At 61.0% G+C, this 16,243-nt stretch carries 18 protein-coding genes; 5 read left to right on the top strand and 13 right to left on the bottom strand.

Annotation, left to right across the window (positions count from 1 at the left end):
- The 3 genes from BO74_RS13630 to BO74_RS13620 all read right to left on the bottom strand — a co-directional run.
- Positions 1–1,154 (bottom strand): TRAP transporter large permease (locus BO74_RS13630; protein WP_496442919.1); only part of this gene is annotated, 1,154 nt, incomplete at its 3' end.
- 1 nt (position 1,155) lies between these two features.
- Positions 1,156–1,623: a TRAP transporter small permease gene (locus BO74_RS13625; protein ID WP_496442918.1), complete on the bottom strand. Its 468-nt coding sequence runs from the start codon at positions 1,621–1,623 to the stop codon at positions 1,156–1,158.
- A gap of 294 nt (positions 1,624–1,917) precedes the next feature.
- On the bottom strand, positions 1,918–2,907 hold the full coding sequence (locus BO74_RS13620; RefSeq protein WP_496442917.1) for a C4-dicarboxylate TRAP transporter substrate-binding protein: 990 nt from the start codon (positions 2,905–2,907) through the stop codon (positions 1,918–1,920).
- Between the two features lie 210 nt (positions 2,908–3,117).
- On the opposite strand from BO74_RS13620, the gene BO74_RS13615 reads away from it, so the two are divergent.
- A complete protein-coding gene (locus BO74_RS13615; RefSeq protein WP_496442916.1) occupies positions 3,118–4,974 on the top strand; it encodes a sigma 54-interacting transcriptional regulator in 1,857 nt (618 codons plus the stop codon).
- Positions 4,975–5,178: 204 nt separating this feature from the next.
- Positions 5,179–6,504: a peptidoglycan DD-metalloendopeptidase family protein gene (locus tag BO74_RS13610; protein ID WP_496442915.1), complete on the top strand. Its 1,326-nt coding sequence runs from the start codon at positions 5,179–5,181 to the stop codon at positions 6,502–6,504.
- A 68-nt stretch (positions 6,505–6,572) separates the two neighbouring features.
- Here the strand turns inward: BO74_RS13610 and erpA are convergent, their stop codons facing one another.
- From erpA to rplM, 6 genes are all read right to left on the bottom strand, one after another.
- Entirely contained in the window at positions 6,573–6,923 is a 351-nt protein-coding gene (erpA, locus tag BO74_RS13605) for an iron-sulfur cluster insertion protein ErpA (RefSeq protein WP_496442914.1), read from the bottom strand.
- Positions 6,924–6,976: 53 nt separating this feature from the next.
- Positions 6,977–7,387, bottom strand: coding sequence for a bactofilin family protein (locus BO74_RS13600; RefSeq protein WP_496442913.1), 411 nt, complete (start codon positions 7,385–7,387; stop codon positions 6,977–6,979).
- 34 nt (positions 7,388–7,421) lie between these two features.
- Positions 7,422–8,171, bottom strand: coding sequence for a DUF6776 family protein (locus tag BO74_RS13595; RefSeq protein ID WP_496442912.1), 750 nt, complete (start codon positions 8,169–8,171; stop codon positions 7,422–7,424).
- Positions 8,147–9,178: an N-acetyl-gamma-glutamyl-phosphate reductase gene (argC, locus tag BO74_RS13590; protein ID WP_496442911.1), complete on the bottom strand. Its 1,032-nt coding sequence runs from the start codon at positions 9,176–9,178 to the stop codon at positions 8,147–8,149. The genes BO74_RS13595 and argC overlap by 25 nt, the downstream gene beginning before the upstream one ends.
- Positions 9,179–9,290: 112 nt before the next feature.
- Positions 9,291–9,683 (bottom strand): 30S ribosomal protein S9, encoded by a 393-nt coding sequence (rpsI, locus tag BO74_RS13585; protein WP_496442910.1) that lies wholly within the window; start codon positions 9,681–9,683, stop codon positions 9,291–9,293.
- Positions 9,684–9,692: 9 nt separating this feature from the next.
- Complete coding sequence (rplM, locus tag BO74_RS13580; RefSeq protein ID WP_496442909.1) at positions 9,693–10,121, bottom strand: 50S ribosomal protein L13; 429 nt, start codon at positions 10,119–10,121, stop codon at positions 9,693–9,695.
- 121 nt (positions 10,122–10,242) lie between these two features.
- On the opposite strand from rplM, the gene BO74_RS13575 reads away from it, so the two are divergent.
- On the top strand, positions 10,243–10,668 hold the full coding sequence (locus BO74_RS13575) for an OsmC family protein (RefSeq protein WP_496442908.1): 426 nt from the start codon (positions 10,243–10,245) through the stop codon (positions 10,666–10,668).
- A gap of 6 nt (positions 10,669–10,674) precedes the next feature.
- On the opposite strand, the gene coq7 is transcribed toward BO74_RS13575, so the two are convergent.
- From coq7 to BO74_RS13560, 3 genes are read right to left on the bottom strand one after another with little or no spacing between them, the layout of a single operon-like run.
- Positions 10,675–11,295 carry a 2-polyprenyl-3-methyl-6-methoxy-1,4-benzoquinone monooxygenase gene (gene coq7, locus BO74_RS13570; protein WP_496442907.1) on the bottom strand — a complete coding sequence of 207 codons (621 nt, stop codon included), beginning with the start codon at positions 11,293–11,295 and terminating at the stop codon, positions 10,675–10,677.
- Between the two features lie 26 nt (positions 11,296–11,321).
- Positions 11,322–11,870, bottom strand: coding sequence for a CNP1-like family protein (locus BO74_RS13565; protein ID WP_496442906.1), 549 nt, complete (start codon positions 11,868–11,870; stop codon positions 11,322–11,324).
- Positions 11,870–12,409: an RNA pyrophosphohydrolase gene (locus tag BO74_RS13560; RefSeq protein ID WP_496442905.1), complete on the bottom strand. Its 540-nt coding sequence runs from the start codon at positions 12,407–12,409 to the stop codon at positions 11,870–11,872. Before BO74_RS13560 ends, BO74_RS13565 begins: the two co-directional genes overlap by 1 nt.
- A gap of 130 nt (positions 12,410–12,539) precedes the next feature.
- Between BO74_RS13560 and BO74_RS13555 the strand changes: the two genes are divergently transcribed.
- The gene (locus tag BO74_RS13555) at positions 12,540–14,264 is read left to right on the top strand and encodes a proline--tRNA ligase (protein WP_496442904.1); all 1,725 of its coding nucleotides are present in this window, start codon (positions 12,540–12,542) and stop codon (positions 14,262–14,264) included.
- A gap of 38 nt (positions 14,265–14,302) precedes the next feature.
- Positions 14,303–14,884, top strand: coding sequence for a lytic transglycosylase domain-containing protein (locus tag BO74_RS13550; RefSeq protein ID WP_496442922.1), 582 nt, complete (start codon positions 14,303–14,305; stop codon positions 14,882–14,884).
- Here BO74_RS13550 and ffh read toward each other — a convergent pair.
- Positions 14,881–16,236 carry a signal recognition particle protein gene (ffh, locus tag BO74_RS13545; protein WP_496442903.1) on the bottom strand — a complete coding sequence of 452 codons (1,356 nt, stop codon included), beginning with the start codon at positions 16,234–16,236 and terminating at the stop codon, positions 14,881–14,883. The genes BO74_RS13550 and ffh overlap by 4 nt on opposite strands.
- Between the last annotated feature and the right edge of the window lie 7 nt (positions 16,237–16,243).

Below are 16,243 nucleotides of genomic sequence, written 5' to 3'. Positions count from 1 at the left end.
GCGTTGGCGATGAACATCACCGTGCCCATCGGCGGGGTCAGGCAGCCGATCGCCAGGTTCAGGATCATGATGATGCCGAACTGGATCGGGTCAATGCCCAGCAGCTTCACCGTCGGCATCAGCAGCGGAACGAGCACGATGATCGCCGCGTTGCCCTCGATGAACATGCCGAGGATCAGCAGCAGGACGTTCAGCGCGATCAGGAAGGTCACCGGGCTGGCCGAGAAGCTGGTGATGAAACGGGCCACGTCCTGCGCCACCTGTTCCCAGGTCAGGAGCCAGGCGAACGCCGAGCAGGCCATGATGATCAGCATCACGCCGGCGGTTGACCGCGCCGTCTCGAGCAGGGCGAGCTTGATGTGCTCGAACTTCATTTCCTTGTACACCAGCGAACCGATGATGATCACGTACAGCACGGCGACGGCGCCGGCCTCGGTCGGCGTGAAGATGCCGACGCGAATGCCGCCGACGATGACCAGGATCAGCACGAGCGCCCCGGAGGCTTCCTTGAGCGCATCCCAGAACTCACCCAGGCGCGGCCCGTGATCACGCACCGGCTTGTAGCCGCGCACGCCGGCGACGATGCGGATCGCCACCATCAACAGGAAGGCACAGAGCAACCCGGGAACGACCCCGGCCATGAACATCTTGCCGATCGACACGTCGGCAACGTAGCCGTAGATGATCAGCGCGATGCCCGGCGGGATGATCGGGGTGATCAGCGAACCGGCAGCGGTCACCGCCGAGGAAAACGCCTTGTTGTAGCCGAGCTTGGTCATTTCCGGCACCAGCATCTTGCACAGCATCGCGCAGTCGGCCAGGTTGGACGCCGACATGCCGCCCATCAGCGTGGACAGCAACACGTTGGCCTGCGCCAGGCCGCCCTTGAAGTGCCCGGTCAGCACTTCGGCGAGCTTGAGCATGCGCCGGGTGATGCCGGTGTAGTTGAGCAGGTTGCCGAGGAAGATGAAGAACGGAATCGCCAGCAGCGTCACGTTCTCGCCGGCGCCGATGATCCGCTGCGCGGCGATGATCGGCGACGCGTCGCCGGCAATGAAGAAGTAGGCCAGAACCGCCCCGATGACGGCGATGAACACCGGCAGGTTGATGGCGAACCCGACCAGCAGAAGCAAGCATGCAATACCCACGGCCATGTCAGTTGTCTCCCCGGGAAGATTTCTTGATGTCCCCGATCAGGTGCAGGAGCAGATAAAAGGCCATCCAGAAGGCACCGACCGGCACGGCCAGGTCGATGTAGGTGTATTTGAAGCCAAGAATCGGCGTGATCTTGTCGCCGGCGGCCATCGACAGCTCCAGGCCGAGCCAGCCGAAGGTGACGAGGACGACGATGCCGACGACATCGTTGAAATAGCCGATATAGCGTTGCAGCGATTTCGGCAGATTGACCACCAGGGCGTCGATGCTGACATGCCCGCGCCCCTTCATCGCCGACGCGGCGCCGAACATGATGGCCCAGAGATAGAGGGCGATGAGCACTTCCTCGATCCATTGCAGCGGATCGTTGAGGATGTAGCGCATGAACACGGCAAGAATGGTGATCACGACGATGGCGACCGTAAACAGCTTGGCCAGCCAGTCATCGAGATTTTTCAGAAATCCCATGAGGACACCTTTTGATAATGAATTTCCAGCCTGCCAGGGACCGACAGGCAGTCGCGAACGCCTTCAAAGCCCACCGCAAAGACGCAAAGGTCGCTCAAAGGAAAGAGGGGGGCTGATCACGGAAGTACTGAAGACTCCGTCACCCGGGCGAAGGCCGGGATCCAGTTCGTTGCATTTTCTGGATTCCGGCCTTCGCCGGAATGACGAATCTTCAATAAACCAGCGTTCCCTTTGCTCCTTCGCGCCTTTGCGGTGGGTGTTTTCCGGCTTACGCCGGAAAATGACGGTGAAGGATTACTTCAGGTACGACTGAACCTTGTCGTACAAACCCGGCGTCCATTCCGGGAAGTGCGTGTAGGTCGGCTTGGCGGCTTCGCGGAAGGCCTTCTTGTCGACCTCGATCACCGTCACGCCTTCCTTCTTCATCTTCTCGATGGTTTCCTTCTCGGCGACCTGGATGATGTTGGTCATGAAGTTGCCGGCTTCGTCGGCCGATTCGGTCAGCGCCTTCTGAATGTCAGCCGGCAGCTTCTTGAAGTACGCGTCGCTCGTCACCCACTGGCTGACGTTGTCGAGGTGGCCGGAGAGGATCAGGTACTTGGCCGGCTCGTGGTGTTTCTGGCCGTACAGCACCGGGATCGGGTTCTCAGCACCGTCGATCACGCCGGTGGTCAGCGCCGGATAGACTTCGCCCAGCGGCATCGGCGTCGGGGTGGCGCCCATCGTCTTCATCGCGTCAATCTGGATGCGGTTGTTCGGCACGCGGATCTTCAGGCCTTTCAGATCCTCGGGCGTCTTGACCGGCTTCTTGGTGACCATGTGACGGGTGCCGTAGAGCCAGTTGGAGGTCAGGATGCGGAAGCCCTTGGCCGCCAGCTTGTCGTTCATTTCCGCGAACCACGGCGTCTTGGCCAGCTTGAAGATGTCCTTGTAGTCGTTGCCCAGGTACGGCCCCATCAGGATGCCGAAATCGGGAACGTAGTCGGCGAAGAAACCACCGTCGGCGATGGTGATGATCGCGCTGCCGAGCTTCATCTGCTCCATCACGTCCTTCTTCGAGCCGAGCTGCGAGCTCGGATAGAGCTTCAGTTCCCCCTTGCCGCCCGTCTTCTGCGCGAACAGCTTGGCCCACTCGTTGACCGCCTTGTCGATCGGTTCGCCCGGGTTGTTCTCGTACGCGATCTTGATCGAATACTGGGCGGAAATCGCATTGCCCATGCCAAAGCACAAAGCGACGCCGAGCAGCATGCCCAGCAGTTTCTTGTTGGCGCGAATGACGTTCATGAGTCCTCCTCATTGGTATTGGTTGAAATGACGTGACAAACGTAACCGTGTTTGCACCAGGGCTATTTAGCAATACGCATGCCAACTGTAAACCATTGATTAATATAGATCATCATTTACAATATTTTCATTTATGAAACACCTGAAATTGCACTATTGAAACGAAACGGGCATCATCCCGTCTCTTCACGCCCTCGAGGAGGCCGCGCCATGCAATCCATCCTGCTGCTCAGCCCGATGCAGAGCATTTCCGACACCGCGCCGGAAGTCGCCCGCGAGCTGGGCATCCGCATCGAGATCAGGGACTCCGACGACGCCAGCGTGGTACGCCATATTGGCGAATACCCGGAGGCCGAGGTCGTCGTCACCCGCGGCGGCTTTGCCGAGCTGGCCAAGCGCGTGCCCGGCATCACCGTCGTCGAGATCGCCATGTCGCTCAACGAACTGCTCAGCAACCTGAGCACGCTGACCGGCAAGGGCTTCAGCCGCATCGGCATTGTCAGCCACCCCAACCTGTTCAGCGGCGCGGCCGGGAACTTCAACATCCTCGACGCGCAGGTCAGCATCCGTCCGCAGGAAAGCGAAGAAGCCATCGCGGCGATGGTCCGGCAGATGGCTGACGAAGGCTTCCAGGCGTTCCTCGGCTGCCGCGTCGCCTTCAACACCGCGCGCGAACTGGGGCTCGAAGCCGTGTTTCTGGAGAGCGGCAAGACCTCGCTGCGCGCCGCGCTGCGCGAGGCCATGCGCATCATCAAGGCGAAGGAACAGGAGAAGCTGCAGGCGGCGCAGCTGGCGGCGATCATCGACAACATCGACGAAGCGGTGATCGCCTTCACCCCCGAGCACGAGGTCAACTTCTTCAACCGCCATGCGCGCCGTCTCTGCGCGGTCAGCCCGGCCAGCCCGCCGGACTTCGAGCACGCGCTGTCGGTCCTCGATTCCGGCGAAAAGGAACTCGTCACCTCGATCAACGGCAACAACGTCATCGCCCGCAGCATCCCGCTGGAATTCGACGACGCCGTGCGCGGCAAGGTCATCACCCTGCACGAAGTCACGCGCATCCAGGCCTCCGAATCGAAGATCCGCTCGTCGTTCCACAAGAAGGGCCTCTACGCCCGCTACCACTTCGGCGACGTGATCGGCGAGTCCGAATCCATCCGCCAGCTCACCGCCCGCGCCAAGACCTACGCCGGGCACGACTCGAACCTGCTGATCTACGGCGAGACCGGTACCGGCAAGGAAGTCTTCGCGCAGAGCATCCACAACCACAGCCGGCGCAAGCAGGGGCCGTTCGTCTCGGTCAACGTCGCCTCGATCCCGCCGAGCCTGCTGGAGAGCGAACTGTTCGGCTACGTCGACGGCGCCTTCACCGGCGCGAGAAAAGGGGGGAAACCCGGGCTGTTCGAACTCGCGCACGAAGGCACGCTGTTCCTAGACGAAATCGGCGAGCTCGCCCCGGAAATCCAGAGCCGCCTGCTGCGCGTGCTGCAGGAACGCGAAATCATGCGCATCGGCGACGACAAGATCATCCCGGTCGACGTACGCATCATCTCCGCCACCAACCGCGACCTGTTCCAGCAGACGCAGACTGGCGCCTTCCGCCAGGACCTCTACTACCGCCTGCACGTCGTCGGACTGCGCCTGCCGCCGCTGCGCACGCGCAGCGAAGACATCCCGGCCATCTTCGAACACTACCTGCGTCGCTTCGCCGGCCAGGCCGGGCGCGATGCCCGCCTGACCGACGCGGCAAGAGATGTGCTGCAAACCTACGCCTGGCCCGGCAACATCCGCCAGCTGCGCAACGTCGCCGAAGTGGTGGCCTACGGAGACGATGAACTGATCGACGCCCGGCACATCCATGAAGTGCTGGGCGACCAGGAGCGGGCCTCGTCACGAACCGACTTCATCACCATCCCTGAATGCGCCTCGCTCAAGCAGATGGAATCGGAGATCCTCCGCAACCTGCTGGCCAAGTACCCGGCCGACGAAGTCTGCACCCGCCTGGGCATCAGCCGCGTCACGCTATGGCGGAAGATGAAAAAACTGGCAGATTGCGCCTTCGCTTGAACCGCAAACCTCAGCACAGACCCGAAAGTCGAGAAAAGCGCTGAACCAAGCGGCTGCGATCCCTGTACCCCACTTTTCTCGCAGGTTCTTTGCGCCTCTTCTTTGCGGGGAACGTTGAATTTCAAAATTCAAATACCCGGTTGCCGATTCATCGCAACCGGTTTTTTTGTTAGACTCCCAAAAGTTTTTTTGGCTGTTTTTTCCATGGACACGAGACAGAACCCAACCCGGCATTTTCGCAGCAACTGGGCCACCCGCCTCCGCCACCCTTGGACGCTCGGTGCGTTCGGCGCCATCGCCCTGCTCGGCATGGTTGCCGCGTCCGCAGTCCCCCCGGTCAGCGCGCCACCGGCCGGCTCGATCGAGACGGTACTCGAACAGCTCGGCCACCCCGAAGTACTGCCACTCTCGCTCGAGGCTGACGAAACCTTCCTGCGCGAAGAACGCATCCAGCGCTCCGACACGATCGGCAGCCTATTCATGCGCCTCGGCGTTTCCGACCCCGCGGCGCTGGCCTTCATCCAGCAGGATCCGGCGGCCCGCAGCGCCGCGCGGCAGCTCCGGCCCGGCAAGTCGATCACTGCCGAAACGACCGGCAGCGGGGAATTGCTGGCGTTGCACTTTCCACTCGGTAGCGCTGATTCGGCACTGGTCATCGAGAAGAACGAGACCGGCTTTGCCTCGACCGAGAAGGTCGTAAAATTCTCACCCAGCCTGCAGATCAAGTCCGGAAAGATCACCAACTCGCTGTTCGGCGCCACCGACGAGGCCGGCATTCCTGACAGCGTTGCCGTCCAGCTTGCCGAAATCTTCAGCGGCGACATCGATTTCTACCGCGACCTGCGCAAGGACGACCGCTTCTCGGTCGTCTACGAATCGCTGACCCACAACGGACAGGAAGTCCGTGGCGGCAAGGTGATCGCAGCGGAATTCGTCAACGACGGAGTTACCTATCAGGCCTTCTGGTTTGCCAGTGGCGAGAGGGGCGGCTATTACACGGCCGAAGGCAAGAGTTTGCGCAAGGCTTTTCTCCGCTCGCCGCTGGAGTTCTCGCGCGTAACCTCCGGCTTTTCGAACGCCCGGCGCCATCCCGTGCTGAACATCACCCGGGCGCACAAGGGCATCGACTACGGCGCCCCGACCGGAACCCGCGTCCGCGCCGTCGCCGATGCAACAGTGGACTTCGCCGGCCGGCAGGGCGGTTACGGCAACCTGATCGTCCTCAAGCACCGGGGGAACTACTCGACCGCCTACGGCCACTTGAACGGGTTCGCGCCCGGCGTCCGCAAGGGTACCCGCATCAGCCAGGGCGACACGATCGGTTTTGTCGGCCAGACCGGCGTTGCCACCGGCCCGCATCTCCATTACGAGTTCCGCATCGCCGGCAAACAGATCAACCCGGCCACCGTGGCGCTACCAACAGCGATCCCGCTGGACAAGGCGCAACTGGCACAATTCCGCACGGCAACGCAGGCACTGCACGCGCATCTCGATCTGGCCAAGCAGATCCGGCTGGCCAGCGCGGAATAATCGAGACACCGAAGCTCAAAAAGAAACACCGGCCTGCGCCGGTGTTTCTTTTTGAGCATTACTGAAGATTACGCCGAGAACGACGAACCGCAACCGCAAGTCGAGGTAGCGTTCGGATTCTTGATCACAAACTGCGAGCCTTCCAGCCCTTCAGTGTAATCGATCTCGGCACCGACGAGGTATTGGTAGCTCATCGGATCGACGAGCAGGGTGACACCGTTCTTGACCATCGCGGTATCGTCATCGGCCGCTTCTTCGTCGAACGTGAAGCCATACTGGAAACCGGAGCAACCACCGCCGGTCACGAAAACGCGCAGCTTCAGTTCGGGGTTGCCCTCCTCTTCGATCAGTTCACGGACCTTGTTGGCCGCGCTGTCGGTGAAGATAAAAGGCATGGGCATATCTGCTGAGGTGTTCATCTCTTTCCTTCCGTTTCAGTCCTTATCAACGGCCATCACGGCCACGATCTTTCCTACTCGCTCGCACTACCAGGCACTTCCGGCACGCTCTCCACTACTGCGCTGTTGCGATGGAGCAGCTTTCCTTCGATTACCGCGCCCTGCTGCATCTCGATGCGATGATACTCGACGTCACCTGTGACTCGGGCCGAAGGGAGAAGTTCCAGCGACTCCCCGGCGACCACGGGGCCGATCACAGTGCCATTGATCACCACATGGCCGACCGTAATGGAGCCCTCGACACAGGCCTTTTCGCTGACGACGAGCGTCCCTTCCCGGGGATTTTCGCAACTGATGTTTCCGCGCACAGTGCCATCGACACGCAAGCCCCCGGAAAAGAATACATTCCCTTCGACGCGGGTGGCGGAACCAATGAGGCTGTCGATGCTGTTCTGAGGCGTTTTGCCCTTCTTCTCTCCAAACATGCGTTCTCCCTGTTAAAAATTCGGCAAAACACTCTCAGAGCATTGCCGACTGCGTGGCGCGCACCTTGCCATCCTGCACCAGGTTGGCCTCCACGCCGAGCAGGCGTGCCCCGGCGGGAATGGCAAAAGCCCCCTCGATACGATGGAAGCGCTTGACCTCCAAACTTCCCTTCGCCTGCGTGGGAATATCGATGGTCGCCTTCTTTCCGTTTTGCACAATCATTGCGCGCAAGGCAAGCACCCCCTTGAACCCGCCGCCTCGGCGCTGATCGGCGACGACCACCAACAGCCGATAAAGAAAATCGCCTTCCGCTCCGGCCGTCTCGACTCGCAACCTGTCGATCCGGACACCACTCTCCGTCGTTTGCGGCGCACCGGGCAAAAGCCCCTCGTAAAACGCCAGGTCTTCCCGCAACGCGGCGTTCTCGCTCTCCAGTAGCCGAAGCTGGCTTGCCAGCTTGCGCTGGGCGGCCCGCTCCATCTGCAGACTACTCTCCCCCGACCCGACCAGGCCGCGCAGCTTGGTCAATTCCGTATCGAGTTCCATCACATAGTTGCGCAGCGACTGAAGTTCTTCGACCGGCTCGACAGCGTGATAGCCGGCCATTTTCCGCCCAGCATCGTAAATCCATGCGGCCGCGGCAAGAGACACGGAGATGACAGCAACCGCAAGGAGCGCGCGCCAGTACCACGCGACATGCGCCCGGATGGCCAGGCGCGGCGCGGTAATGCCGAAGCGCTGGCGTAACCGGCGAATCCTTACGGCAGCACCGGGAGCTGCCATAAGCCTTCGGTTTCCGGCAGATCGAACATGATGTTCATGTTCTGTACGGCCTGACCGGCAGCCCCCTTGACTAGATTGTCGATTACCGAGAGAACCACCAGCGTATCCCCGCCCTGCGGCCGATGCACGGAAATCCGGCACAGGTTTGAGGCCCGGACGAAGCGGGTCTCCGGATGGGTCTTTGCCGGGAGCACGTCGACGAACGGCTCGGCGGCATAACGCTGCTCGTAGAGCGCCTGGAAATCAGCTTCGCCAGTAATGCGGGCGTAAAGCGTCGCGTGGATACCGCGGATAAGCGGAGTCAGGTGAGGCACGAAAGTCAGCCCGACAGGACCGTTCTTCGACAGACGCGACAATCCCTGACGAATTTCCGGAAGATGGCGATGCCCCGGCACGCCATAGGCCTTGAAATTATCGGATGCCTCGGAGAACAGCGACGAGACCTCCGCCTTGCGTCCGGCTCCGGAAACACCCGACTTGGCATCGGCGATGAGACCGCCAATCTCGACGAGGCCAGCTTCAACCAGCGGTGCGAAACCAAGCTGCACCGCGGTCGGGTAGCAGCCAGGATTGGCCACGAGACGGGCCGAACGCGTTGCCTCGCGATTCACTTCCGGCAGACCGTAAACCGCTTTCGCCACCCATTCCGGACTGGCGTGCTTCATGCCGTACCATTTTTCCCATTCGGCGACATCGGCGATACGATAGTCCGCAGCCAGATCAATGACCCGCACCCCGGCATCGAGCAAGTCAGGGGCTTGCTGCATGGCAACACCGTTGGGCGTGGCAAAAAAGACCAGATCACAGGCTTTGAGATCGGCCTTTGCCGGATCTTCGAACGCGAGATCGACGCGTCCGCGCAAACTGGGGAACATGGCAGCGACATGCGTGCCGGCATCACCGCGCGAAGTGATGGCGGAAAGTTCAACCGCCGGGTGCTGGGCCAACAAGCGCAAGAGCTCGACACCTGTATAGCCGGTGCCGCCTACGATACCAACCTTGATCATTTCATCCTCCTTGGCAGGAGGCGAATGATAGTCTGCCTCCCCCAAAAACACAAAGCCGCCCCGAAGGACGGCCTTGATGAACAACCCCACGCGGAACGCGTGGAATGCTGAATCAGCGCTTGGAGAACTGCTTGCGACGACGCGCCTTGTGCAGACCAACCTTCTTCCGCTCGACCTCACGCGCATCGCGAGTCACGAACCCGGCCTTCGACAGAACGCCCTTGAGCTCGGCATCGTATTCGATCAGCGCACGGGTGATGCCGTGACGAACAGCGCCGGCTTGCCCGGACTCGCCACCACCAGAAACATTCACCAGAATGTCGAACCCGGCCGATTGATCGACCAATTCGAGCGGCTGACGCACGATCATGCGCCCGGTCACGCGCGAGAAGAACTCGTCGATCGGCTTGCCATTGACGACGATATTGCCCGAGCCGCGCTTCATGAACACGCGAGCGACGGCACTCTTGCGACGCCCGGTTCCGTAATAGTAGTTTTCAGCCATTTCGACCTCTTAAATTTCCAGAACTTTGGGCTGTTGCGCCGCATGCGGATGCGTATCGCCCGCATAGCACTTCATTTTCTTCAACATCGCATAGCCCAGCGGCCCCTTGGGCAGCATGCCCTTGACAGCCTTTTCGAGCACGCGACCAGGAAAACGCTGCTGCATTTTCTTGAAGTTGGTTTCGTAGATGCCGCCCGGGAAGCCGGTGTGACGGTAGTACATCTTGTCGTCGGCCTTGTTGCCGGTCACGCGCAACTTTTCCACATTGGTCACGATGACGAAATCGCCAGTGTCCACGTGCGGGGTGAATTCTGCCTTATGTTTGCCACGCAGGCGGCGGGCGATCTCGGTCGCGAGCCGGCCGAGCACCTTGTCTGTGGCGTCAACCACGAGCCACTCGCGCTTCACTTCATGCGACTTGGCGGAGAAAGTCTTCATTTCTAAAGCCGTCCTTGTATGCCTGATAACGGAAAGCCGCACATTCTATTGCAAGCATCCAGCGCATGTCAATCGGTGTTTTAATATCATTTTTTTCGCCCGAATGGAGCAAAGGAAGCTTATGGATTGCACGGTCAAATGGATCGAAGGCGGGATGTCTTTTCTGGCGGAGACGGGGAGCAAACACGCGATCGTCATGGACGGCGCACCCGAGGCCGGGGGGCGTGACATGGCGCCGCGGCCAATGGAACTGCTCCTGGCCGGCGCTGGCGGCTGCACGTCGTTCGACGTCGTCTCGATCCTAAAGAAAGGCCGCCATGCGGTGACCGGCTGCGAGGTCAGCCTGCATGCCGAACGCGCCGAGACGGAGCCAAAGGTTTTCACCCGGATCCACTTTCACTTCAAGGTCAGCGGCAGGCAACTCAAGCCGGAAGCCGTGGCGCGAGCCATCGAGCTGTCGAAATCGAAATATTGCTCGGCGTCGATCATGCTGGGCAAGACCGCCGAGATCACGCACGACTTCGAAATCGTGGAGACCTCCGCCTGAATCTCGCTACAACCTGTAGGCCACCGTCGTCATGACCTTGGCGGCGAGGCGCATCGCCGCCTTCACCGGCACCGGCAGTTCCCTCGCCCCGAGGCCCACTGCCATTTCTGCGTGCGCCACTTCGTCGGCCTTCATCTGGGAAACAATGGCCCGTGACTTGCCATCCTCTGCGGACAGCAAGCCCAGATGCCCTTCAAGATGGGCCTCCACCTGTCGTTCTGTTTCGGCCAGAAAGCCGAGGTTCCAGCCATCGCCGAACTTTCCGGCAAGCATGCCGAAGGACAGCGCCCCGGCGTACCAGACAGGGTTGAGGTAACTTTTCCGCCCGCCGAGTTCGGCAATGCGCTGCTCGGTCCAGGCCAGATGCTCGGTCTCTTCATCGGCGGCATGATTCAGCGAAGCGCGCACACCTTCGTCATGACAGACGATCGCCTGCCCCTGATACAAGGCCTGGGCGCAAATCTCGCCGACATGATTGACGCGCATCAACGCCGCGACATGCGCCTTCTCAGCCGCGGACATCTCAGGTTCCGGAAGATCACTTCCAGGAATTCCACGCGGCGATACCGCCTTGGCAAACAGGGTGCGCAAAGCCTTGTCAAAACCGATGATCAGATCGTCAACCATTCAAGCCTCTGCAATCGAAAAGCACTTCAACGTTCGTAACGCAAGGCACGCACCGCATCGTCGGGCGTCATTATTGTCCGCGTCCCAACCGAGCAGAAGTAGTCAACAAACAAAGCCACGGGATACTGATTGCCACTCCCCTTGATCTTGATCCAGTTGTTGCTGCGCGCCTTGGACCAGGTTCGATCGGACCGACCGAAGGCATACAACCGCCGCTCGCCGGTGACACAGCGCATCCCTTCATAACTGATATTCCGCGCCCCAGAAGGACTGACCACCACAACCGAGAAACGGATAACCTCGTCACTCCCGATCGAGATCGAAGCGCCGTCCACGAAGAACTGCCGGTCGCGGACCGCCCCGACCTGGAAGGGAATCAGATTCTCCTCACTCGGGAACGCTGGCAACTGCACCTCGATTTCGGACCACGGCTTCTCGTCGAATTCACTATCAAACGGATCGGAGGCTCCTGCCGCTGAAAAATGCAGAAAGGCCATCAGCAGGAAGACGGATGGAGCCGTCACACGGGCACGCACCTTCCCCCATGCCGCAGAGAAAACATTTTTCGGCCGCACTACCTTGCCACCTCCGTTTGCCCCGCGCCCCGCTGGCGAAAAGCATCGCGTCTCGACTGCCGACGGTCGGCATCGAGAAAGCGCGCCAACTCGTTGAGAGCCTGCTCGTATACGCCGCGCTTGAACTCGATCACCGCGTCGAGGGAGACCCAGTAGGTACTCCAGCGCCAGGCATCGAATTCGGGATGGTCGGTTGCCCGCAGCGACACATCGGAATCGCGCCCGACCAACCGCAACAGGAACCAGATCTGCTTCTGCCCGCGGTAACTCCCGCGCCATTCGCGCTTTACCCAGTGGATCGGCACATCGTAACGCAACCAGTCCTTGGTTCTGCCCAGGACGGCAACGTGCTCCGGCAGCAAACCGACTTCTTCATGGAGTTCCCGGTACATCGCCTGCTCGGGAGTTTCCCCACGCTTGATGCCACCTTGCGGAAACTGCCAGGAATGCTCACGGATTCGCTTGCCCCAGAAGACCTCGTTTTTCGCGTTACAGAGGATGATGCCGACGTTGGGGCGATAGCCTTCACGATCGAGCATTTGGTTTGTACCTGCAAATGTATTGGTTGCCCGGATTTTTTCACATTTCGAAACGCTTGGAAAGGCAAGCCATTGGCGCGCAGTCTTGTAGAATCCGCTTTTTTCCTCGCCGTTGCTGAGACCATCGATCATGCGCACCTCCAACTATTTCATTTCCACCCTCAAGGAAGCCCCCTCGGACGCCGAAATCGTCAGCCACAAGCTGATGATGCGCGCCGGCCTGATCAAGCGCCTGGCCGGAGGCATCTACACCTGGATGCCGCTGGGCCTGCGTGTGTTGCGCAAGGTCGAGAACATCGTCCGCGAAGAGATGGACCGAGCCGGCGCCATAGAGCTGTCAATGCCCGCCGTGCAGCCGGCGGAACTCTGGCAGGAATCCGGCCGCTGGGAAAAGTACGGCCCCGAGTTGCTGCGCCTCAAGGATAGACATCAGCGCGACTTCGTCATCGGCCCGACGCACGAGGAAGTCATCACCGACATCGTGCGCAAGGAAGTAAAAAGTTACCGCCAGCTGCCCGTGCATTTCTATCAGGTGCAGATGAAGTTCCGCGACGAGATCCGGCCGCGTTTCGGCGTCATGCGCGGGCGCGAATTCCTGATGAAGGACGGCTACTCGTTTCATACCAGCTACGATGACCTGCAGCGCGAATATCGCAACATGTTCGACACCTATTCGCGCATCTTCACCCGCCTGGGGTTGAAGTTCCGCGCCGTGGCCGCCGACACCGGCTCGATCGGCGGCACGGGCTCGCACGAATTCCACGTTCTGGCCGACTCCGGCGAAGACGCGATCGCCTATTGTCCGAGCTCCGACTACGCCGCCAACGTCGAACTCGCCGAGGCGCTTGCGCCCACAGCCCCCCGAGCGGCCGCGGCTGAAGCCATGGCCAAAGTCGCCACCCCGGAGAAAACCCGGTGCGAGGATGTCGCTGCGTTTCTCGGCGCCGCCCTGACCCAAACGGTCAAGGCCATCGCCATCATGCGCACGCCGGACGGCGAAGCCGCCGCCCAATTCGCCATGATCCTGCTGCGCGGCGATCACGACCTCAACGAAATCAAGACGCAGAAAATCGTCGGCGACTTCCGCTTCGCCCGTGACGACGAAATCATCGCCGCGCTCGGCTGCCAACCCGGCTATCTCGGCCCGGTCGGTATCGGCGACGTTCCGGTTTTCGCAGACCGGACAGCTGCGGCGATGAGTGACTTCATCTGCGGCGCCAACGAGGCGGGATTCCACCTGACCGGCGTCAACTTCGGGCGCGACCTGCCGGAGCCGGCGGCGGTCGCCGACTTCCGCAACGTCCTCGCCGGCGACCCCTCCCCGGACGGAAAAGGACAGCTCGAACTGTGCCGCGGTATCGAGGTCGGCCATATCTTCCAGTTGCGCAAGAAATATGCGGAAGCGCTCAAGTGCTGCTTCCTCGACGTCAACGGCCAAAGCCAGATCATGGAAATGGGCTGCTACGGGATTGGCGTTTCGCGCATTGTTGGCGCGGCCATCGAGCAATGCCACGACGAGAAGGGGATCATCTTTCCGCGCGCCATTGCGCCGTTCGAGGCATGCATCGTACCGATGGGCTACGCGAAGAGCGAAGCCGTCAAGGCGGCGGCCGACAAGCTCTACGCTGATCTGAAGGCATGCGGAATCGACGTCCTGCTCGATGATCGCAACGAACGGCCGGGCGTCATGTTCGCCGACATGGAACTCATCGGCGTCCCGCACCGGATCGTCGTCGGCGAACGCGGACTCGCGGAAGGCAAGCTGGAGTACAAGGGGCGGACGGATGCCGAGGCGGAGATGGTTCCGCTGGACGCGATCGGCACGTTCCTCAAAGCCAGACTGTGCACCGACTGATCTTCATCGTTGTCCTGCTGACGCTCCCGGCCTTCGCCATGGCCGGGGCGCAGAAATACGAGCCGCTGTCGGACAGCGTGCGTGGTGCGCTGTCCCGCTCGATCGCCGACCAGGCGCCGCTGACGAGCTCATTCCGCTCCCCAATCGACGCCATCGACTGGATGACGGAGATGTCCAGGCGGCTGGAACGACGCATTCCGAACCGGGAAAGCCGGCACGAATTCCTGCGCGCTGTTCACTATGAAGCAACTCGCGCCGGGCTCGACCCGCAACTCGTTCTGGGCCTCATCCAGGTTGAGAGCGGTTTCAAGAAATACGCCGTATCGTCGGCCGGCGCGCGCGGTTTCATGCAGGTGATGCCGTTCTGGGTCAAGCTGATCGGCCGCAGCGACGACAATCTTTTCCACCTGCGCACCAACCTGCGTTACGGCTGCACGATCCTGCGCCACTATCTGGACATCGAAAAAGGGGACCTCTTCCGGGCACTGGGCCGCTACAACGGCAGCCTCGGCCGCGCCGAATACCCGAATCTCGTGAACGGCGCCTGGCAAAAGCAGTGGTCCTACACGAACACACGCCAGACCGTGGCGACGCGAAAAAAGACTCCCGCGTCGCTTTAGCGCATACCGGGAAGCATTCCTTTCATCCCGCGCATCAATTTGCCGATTCCGCCTTTCGAGAACTGCTTCATCATTTTCTGCGTCTGCTCGAATTGCTTGAGCAAGCGGTTGACTTCCTGAACCTGAACCCCGGCGCCCGTGGCAATCCGCCGCTTGCGCGAGGCCTTGATCAATTCCGGCTTGCTCCGCTCGCCGGGGGTCATCGAATTGATGATCCCTTCGATGCGCCCGATCACCTTGTCCTCGCCCCCGACCGGCATCTGGCTGGCCGCTTGAGCAAACTGCGCCGGCAGCTTGTCGAGCATCGAGGTGATGCCGCCCATCTTGCGCATCTGCCCGATCTGCTCCTTGAAGTCGTTGAGGTCGAAGTTCTTCCCGGACTTGAGCTTTTTGGCAAACTCGACCGCCTTCGCCTCGTCGATCCCTTTTCGTGCATCCTCGATCAACGACAGCACATCCCCCATCCCGAGGACACGCGAGGCCATCCGTTCCGGATGGAACAATTCCAGACCGGTGAGTTTTTCGCCCACGCCGGCATACTTGATCGGCTTGCCCGTCACGTGGCGAACCGACAGCGCCGCACCGCCGCGGGAGTCGCCGTCGAGTTTGGTCAGGATCACGCCGGTCAGCGGCAAGGCCTCGTTGAAGGCCTTGGCCGTGTTGATGGCGTCCTGCCCGAGCATGGCATCGACGACAAAAAGCGTTTCGATCGGCTTGAGCGCCGCATGCAACTCGGCGATTTCCTTCATCATCGCCTCGTCGATCGACAGACGCCCCGCGGTATCCACGAGCAGCACGTCGTAGAAATGCCGCCTTGCCCAGTCAACCGCATTCCGGGCGATAAGTACTGGTTGCTCACTTGGGGACGACGGGAAGAAATCGATCTGCGCCTGTTCGGCAACCGTCTTCAACTGCTCGATAGCGGCCGGCCGGTAGACGTCACAGGAAACCACCAGAACCTTTTTCTTTTGCGTTTCCTTCAGCAGTTTCCCCAGCTTGCCGACCGTGGTCGTCTTCCCCGCCCCCTGCAGGCCGGCCATCAGGACGATCGCCGGCGGCGTCGTGGCCAGATTGAGGCCGGTGTGCGCTTCGCCCATCAGCGCGGTCAGTTCGCGGTGCACAACGCCGACAAGCGCCTGCCCCGGACTCAGCGAGCCGATCACCTCCTCGCCGACAGCCTTCTCCTTGACGGCAGTAATGAACGCCTTGACGGCGGGCAGCGCCACATCGGCTTCCAGCAGGGCAAGGCGAACCTCGCGCAACGCATCGGCGATGTTGGTTTCGGTCAAGCGCGCTTCCCCGCGCAAGTTCTTCATGACGCGGGAGAGGCGCTGGGTCAGGTTGTCGAGCATTTGATTT

Source organism: Propionivibrio pelophilus DSM 12018 (assembly GCF_059569095.1).
This window is presented reverse-complemented; position numbering and strand designations above follow the sequence as displayed.

Bases quoted from the DNA above. Each gene is read 5' to 3' on its own strand.
- BO74_RS13625 (WP_496442918.1), bottom strand. From the start codon at position 1,623: ATGGGATTTCTGAAAAATCTCGATGACTGGCTGGCCAAGCTGTTTACG.
- BO74_RS13620 (WP_496442917.1), bottom strand. From the start codon at position 2,907: ATGAACGTCATTCGCGCCAACAAGAAACTGCTGGGCATGCTGCTCGGC.
- BO74_RS13615 (WP_496442916.1), top strand. From the start codon at position 3,118: ATGCAATCCATCCTGCTGCTCAGCCCGATGCAGAGCATTTCCGACACC.
- BO74_RS13610 (WP_496442915.1), top strand. From the start codon at position 5,179: ATGGACACGAGACAGAACCCAACCCGGCATTTTCGCAGCAACTGGGCC.
- erpA (WP_496442914.1), bottom strand. From the start codon at position 6,923: ATGAACACCTCAGCAGATATGCCCATGCCTTTTATCTTCACCGACAGC.
- BO74_RS13600 (WP_496442913.1), bottom strand. From the start codon at position 7,387: ATGTTTGGAGAGAAGAAGGGCAAAACGCCTCAGAACAGCATCGACAGC.
- BO74_RS13595 (WP_496442912.1), bottom strand. From the start codon at position 8,171: ATGGCAGCTCCCGGTGCTGCCGTAAGGATTCGCCGGTTACGCCAGCGC.
- argC (WP_496442911.1), bottom strand. From the start codon at position 9,178: ATGATCAAGGTTGGTATCGTAGGCGGCACCGGCTATACAGGTGTCGAG.
- rpsI (WP_496442910.1), bottom strand. From the start codon at position 9,683: ATGGCTGAAAACTACTATTACGGAACCGGGCGTCGCAAGAGTGCCGTC.
- rplM (WP_496442909.1), bottom strand. From the start codon at position 10,121: ATGAAGACTTTCTCCGCCAAGTCGCATGAAGTGAAGCGCGAGTGGCTC.
- BO74_RS13575 (WP_496442908.1), top strand. From the start codon at position 10,243: ATGGATTGCACGGTCAAATGGATCGAAGGCGGGATGTCTTTTCTGGCG.
- coq7 (WP_496442907.1), bottom strand. From the start codon at position 11,295: ATGGTTGACGATCTGATCATCGGTTTTGACAAGGCTTTGCGCACCCTG.
- BO74_RS13560 (WP_496442905.1), bottom strand. From the start codon at position 12,409: ATGCTCGATCGTGAAGGCTATCGCCCCAACGTCGGCATCATCCTCTGT.
- BO74_RS13555 (WP_496442904.1), top strand. From the start codon at position 12,540: ATGCGCACCTCCAACTATTTCATTTCCACCCTCAAGGAAGCCCCCTCG.
- BO74_RS13550 (WP_496442922.1), top strand. From the start codon at position 14,303: ATGGCCGGGGCGCAGAAATACGAGCCGCTGTCGGACAGCGTGCGTGGT.
- ffh (WP_496442903.1), bottom strand. From the start codon at position 16,236: ATGCTCGACAACCTGACCCAGCGCCTCTCCCGCGTCATGAAGAACTTG.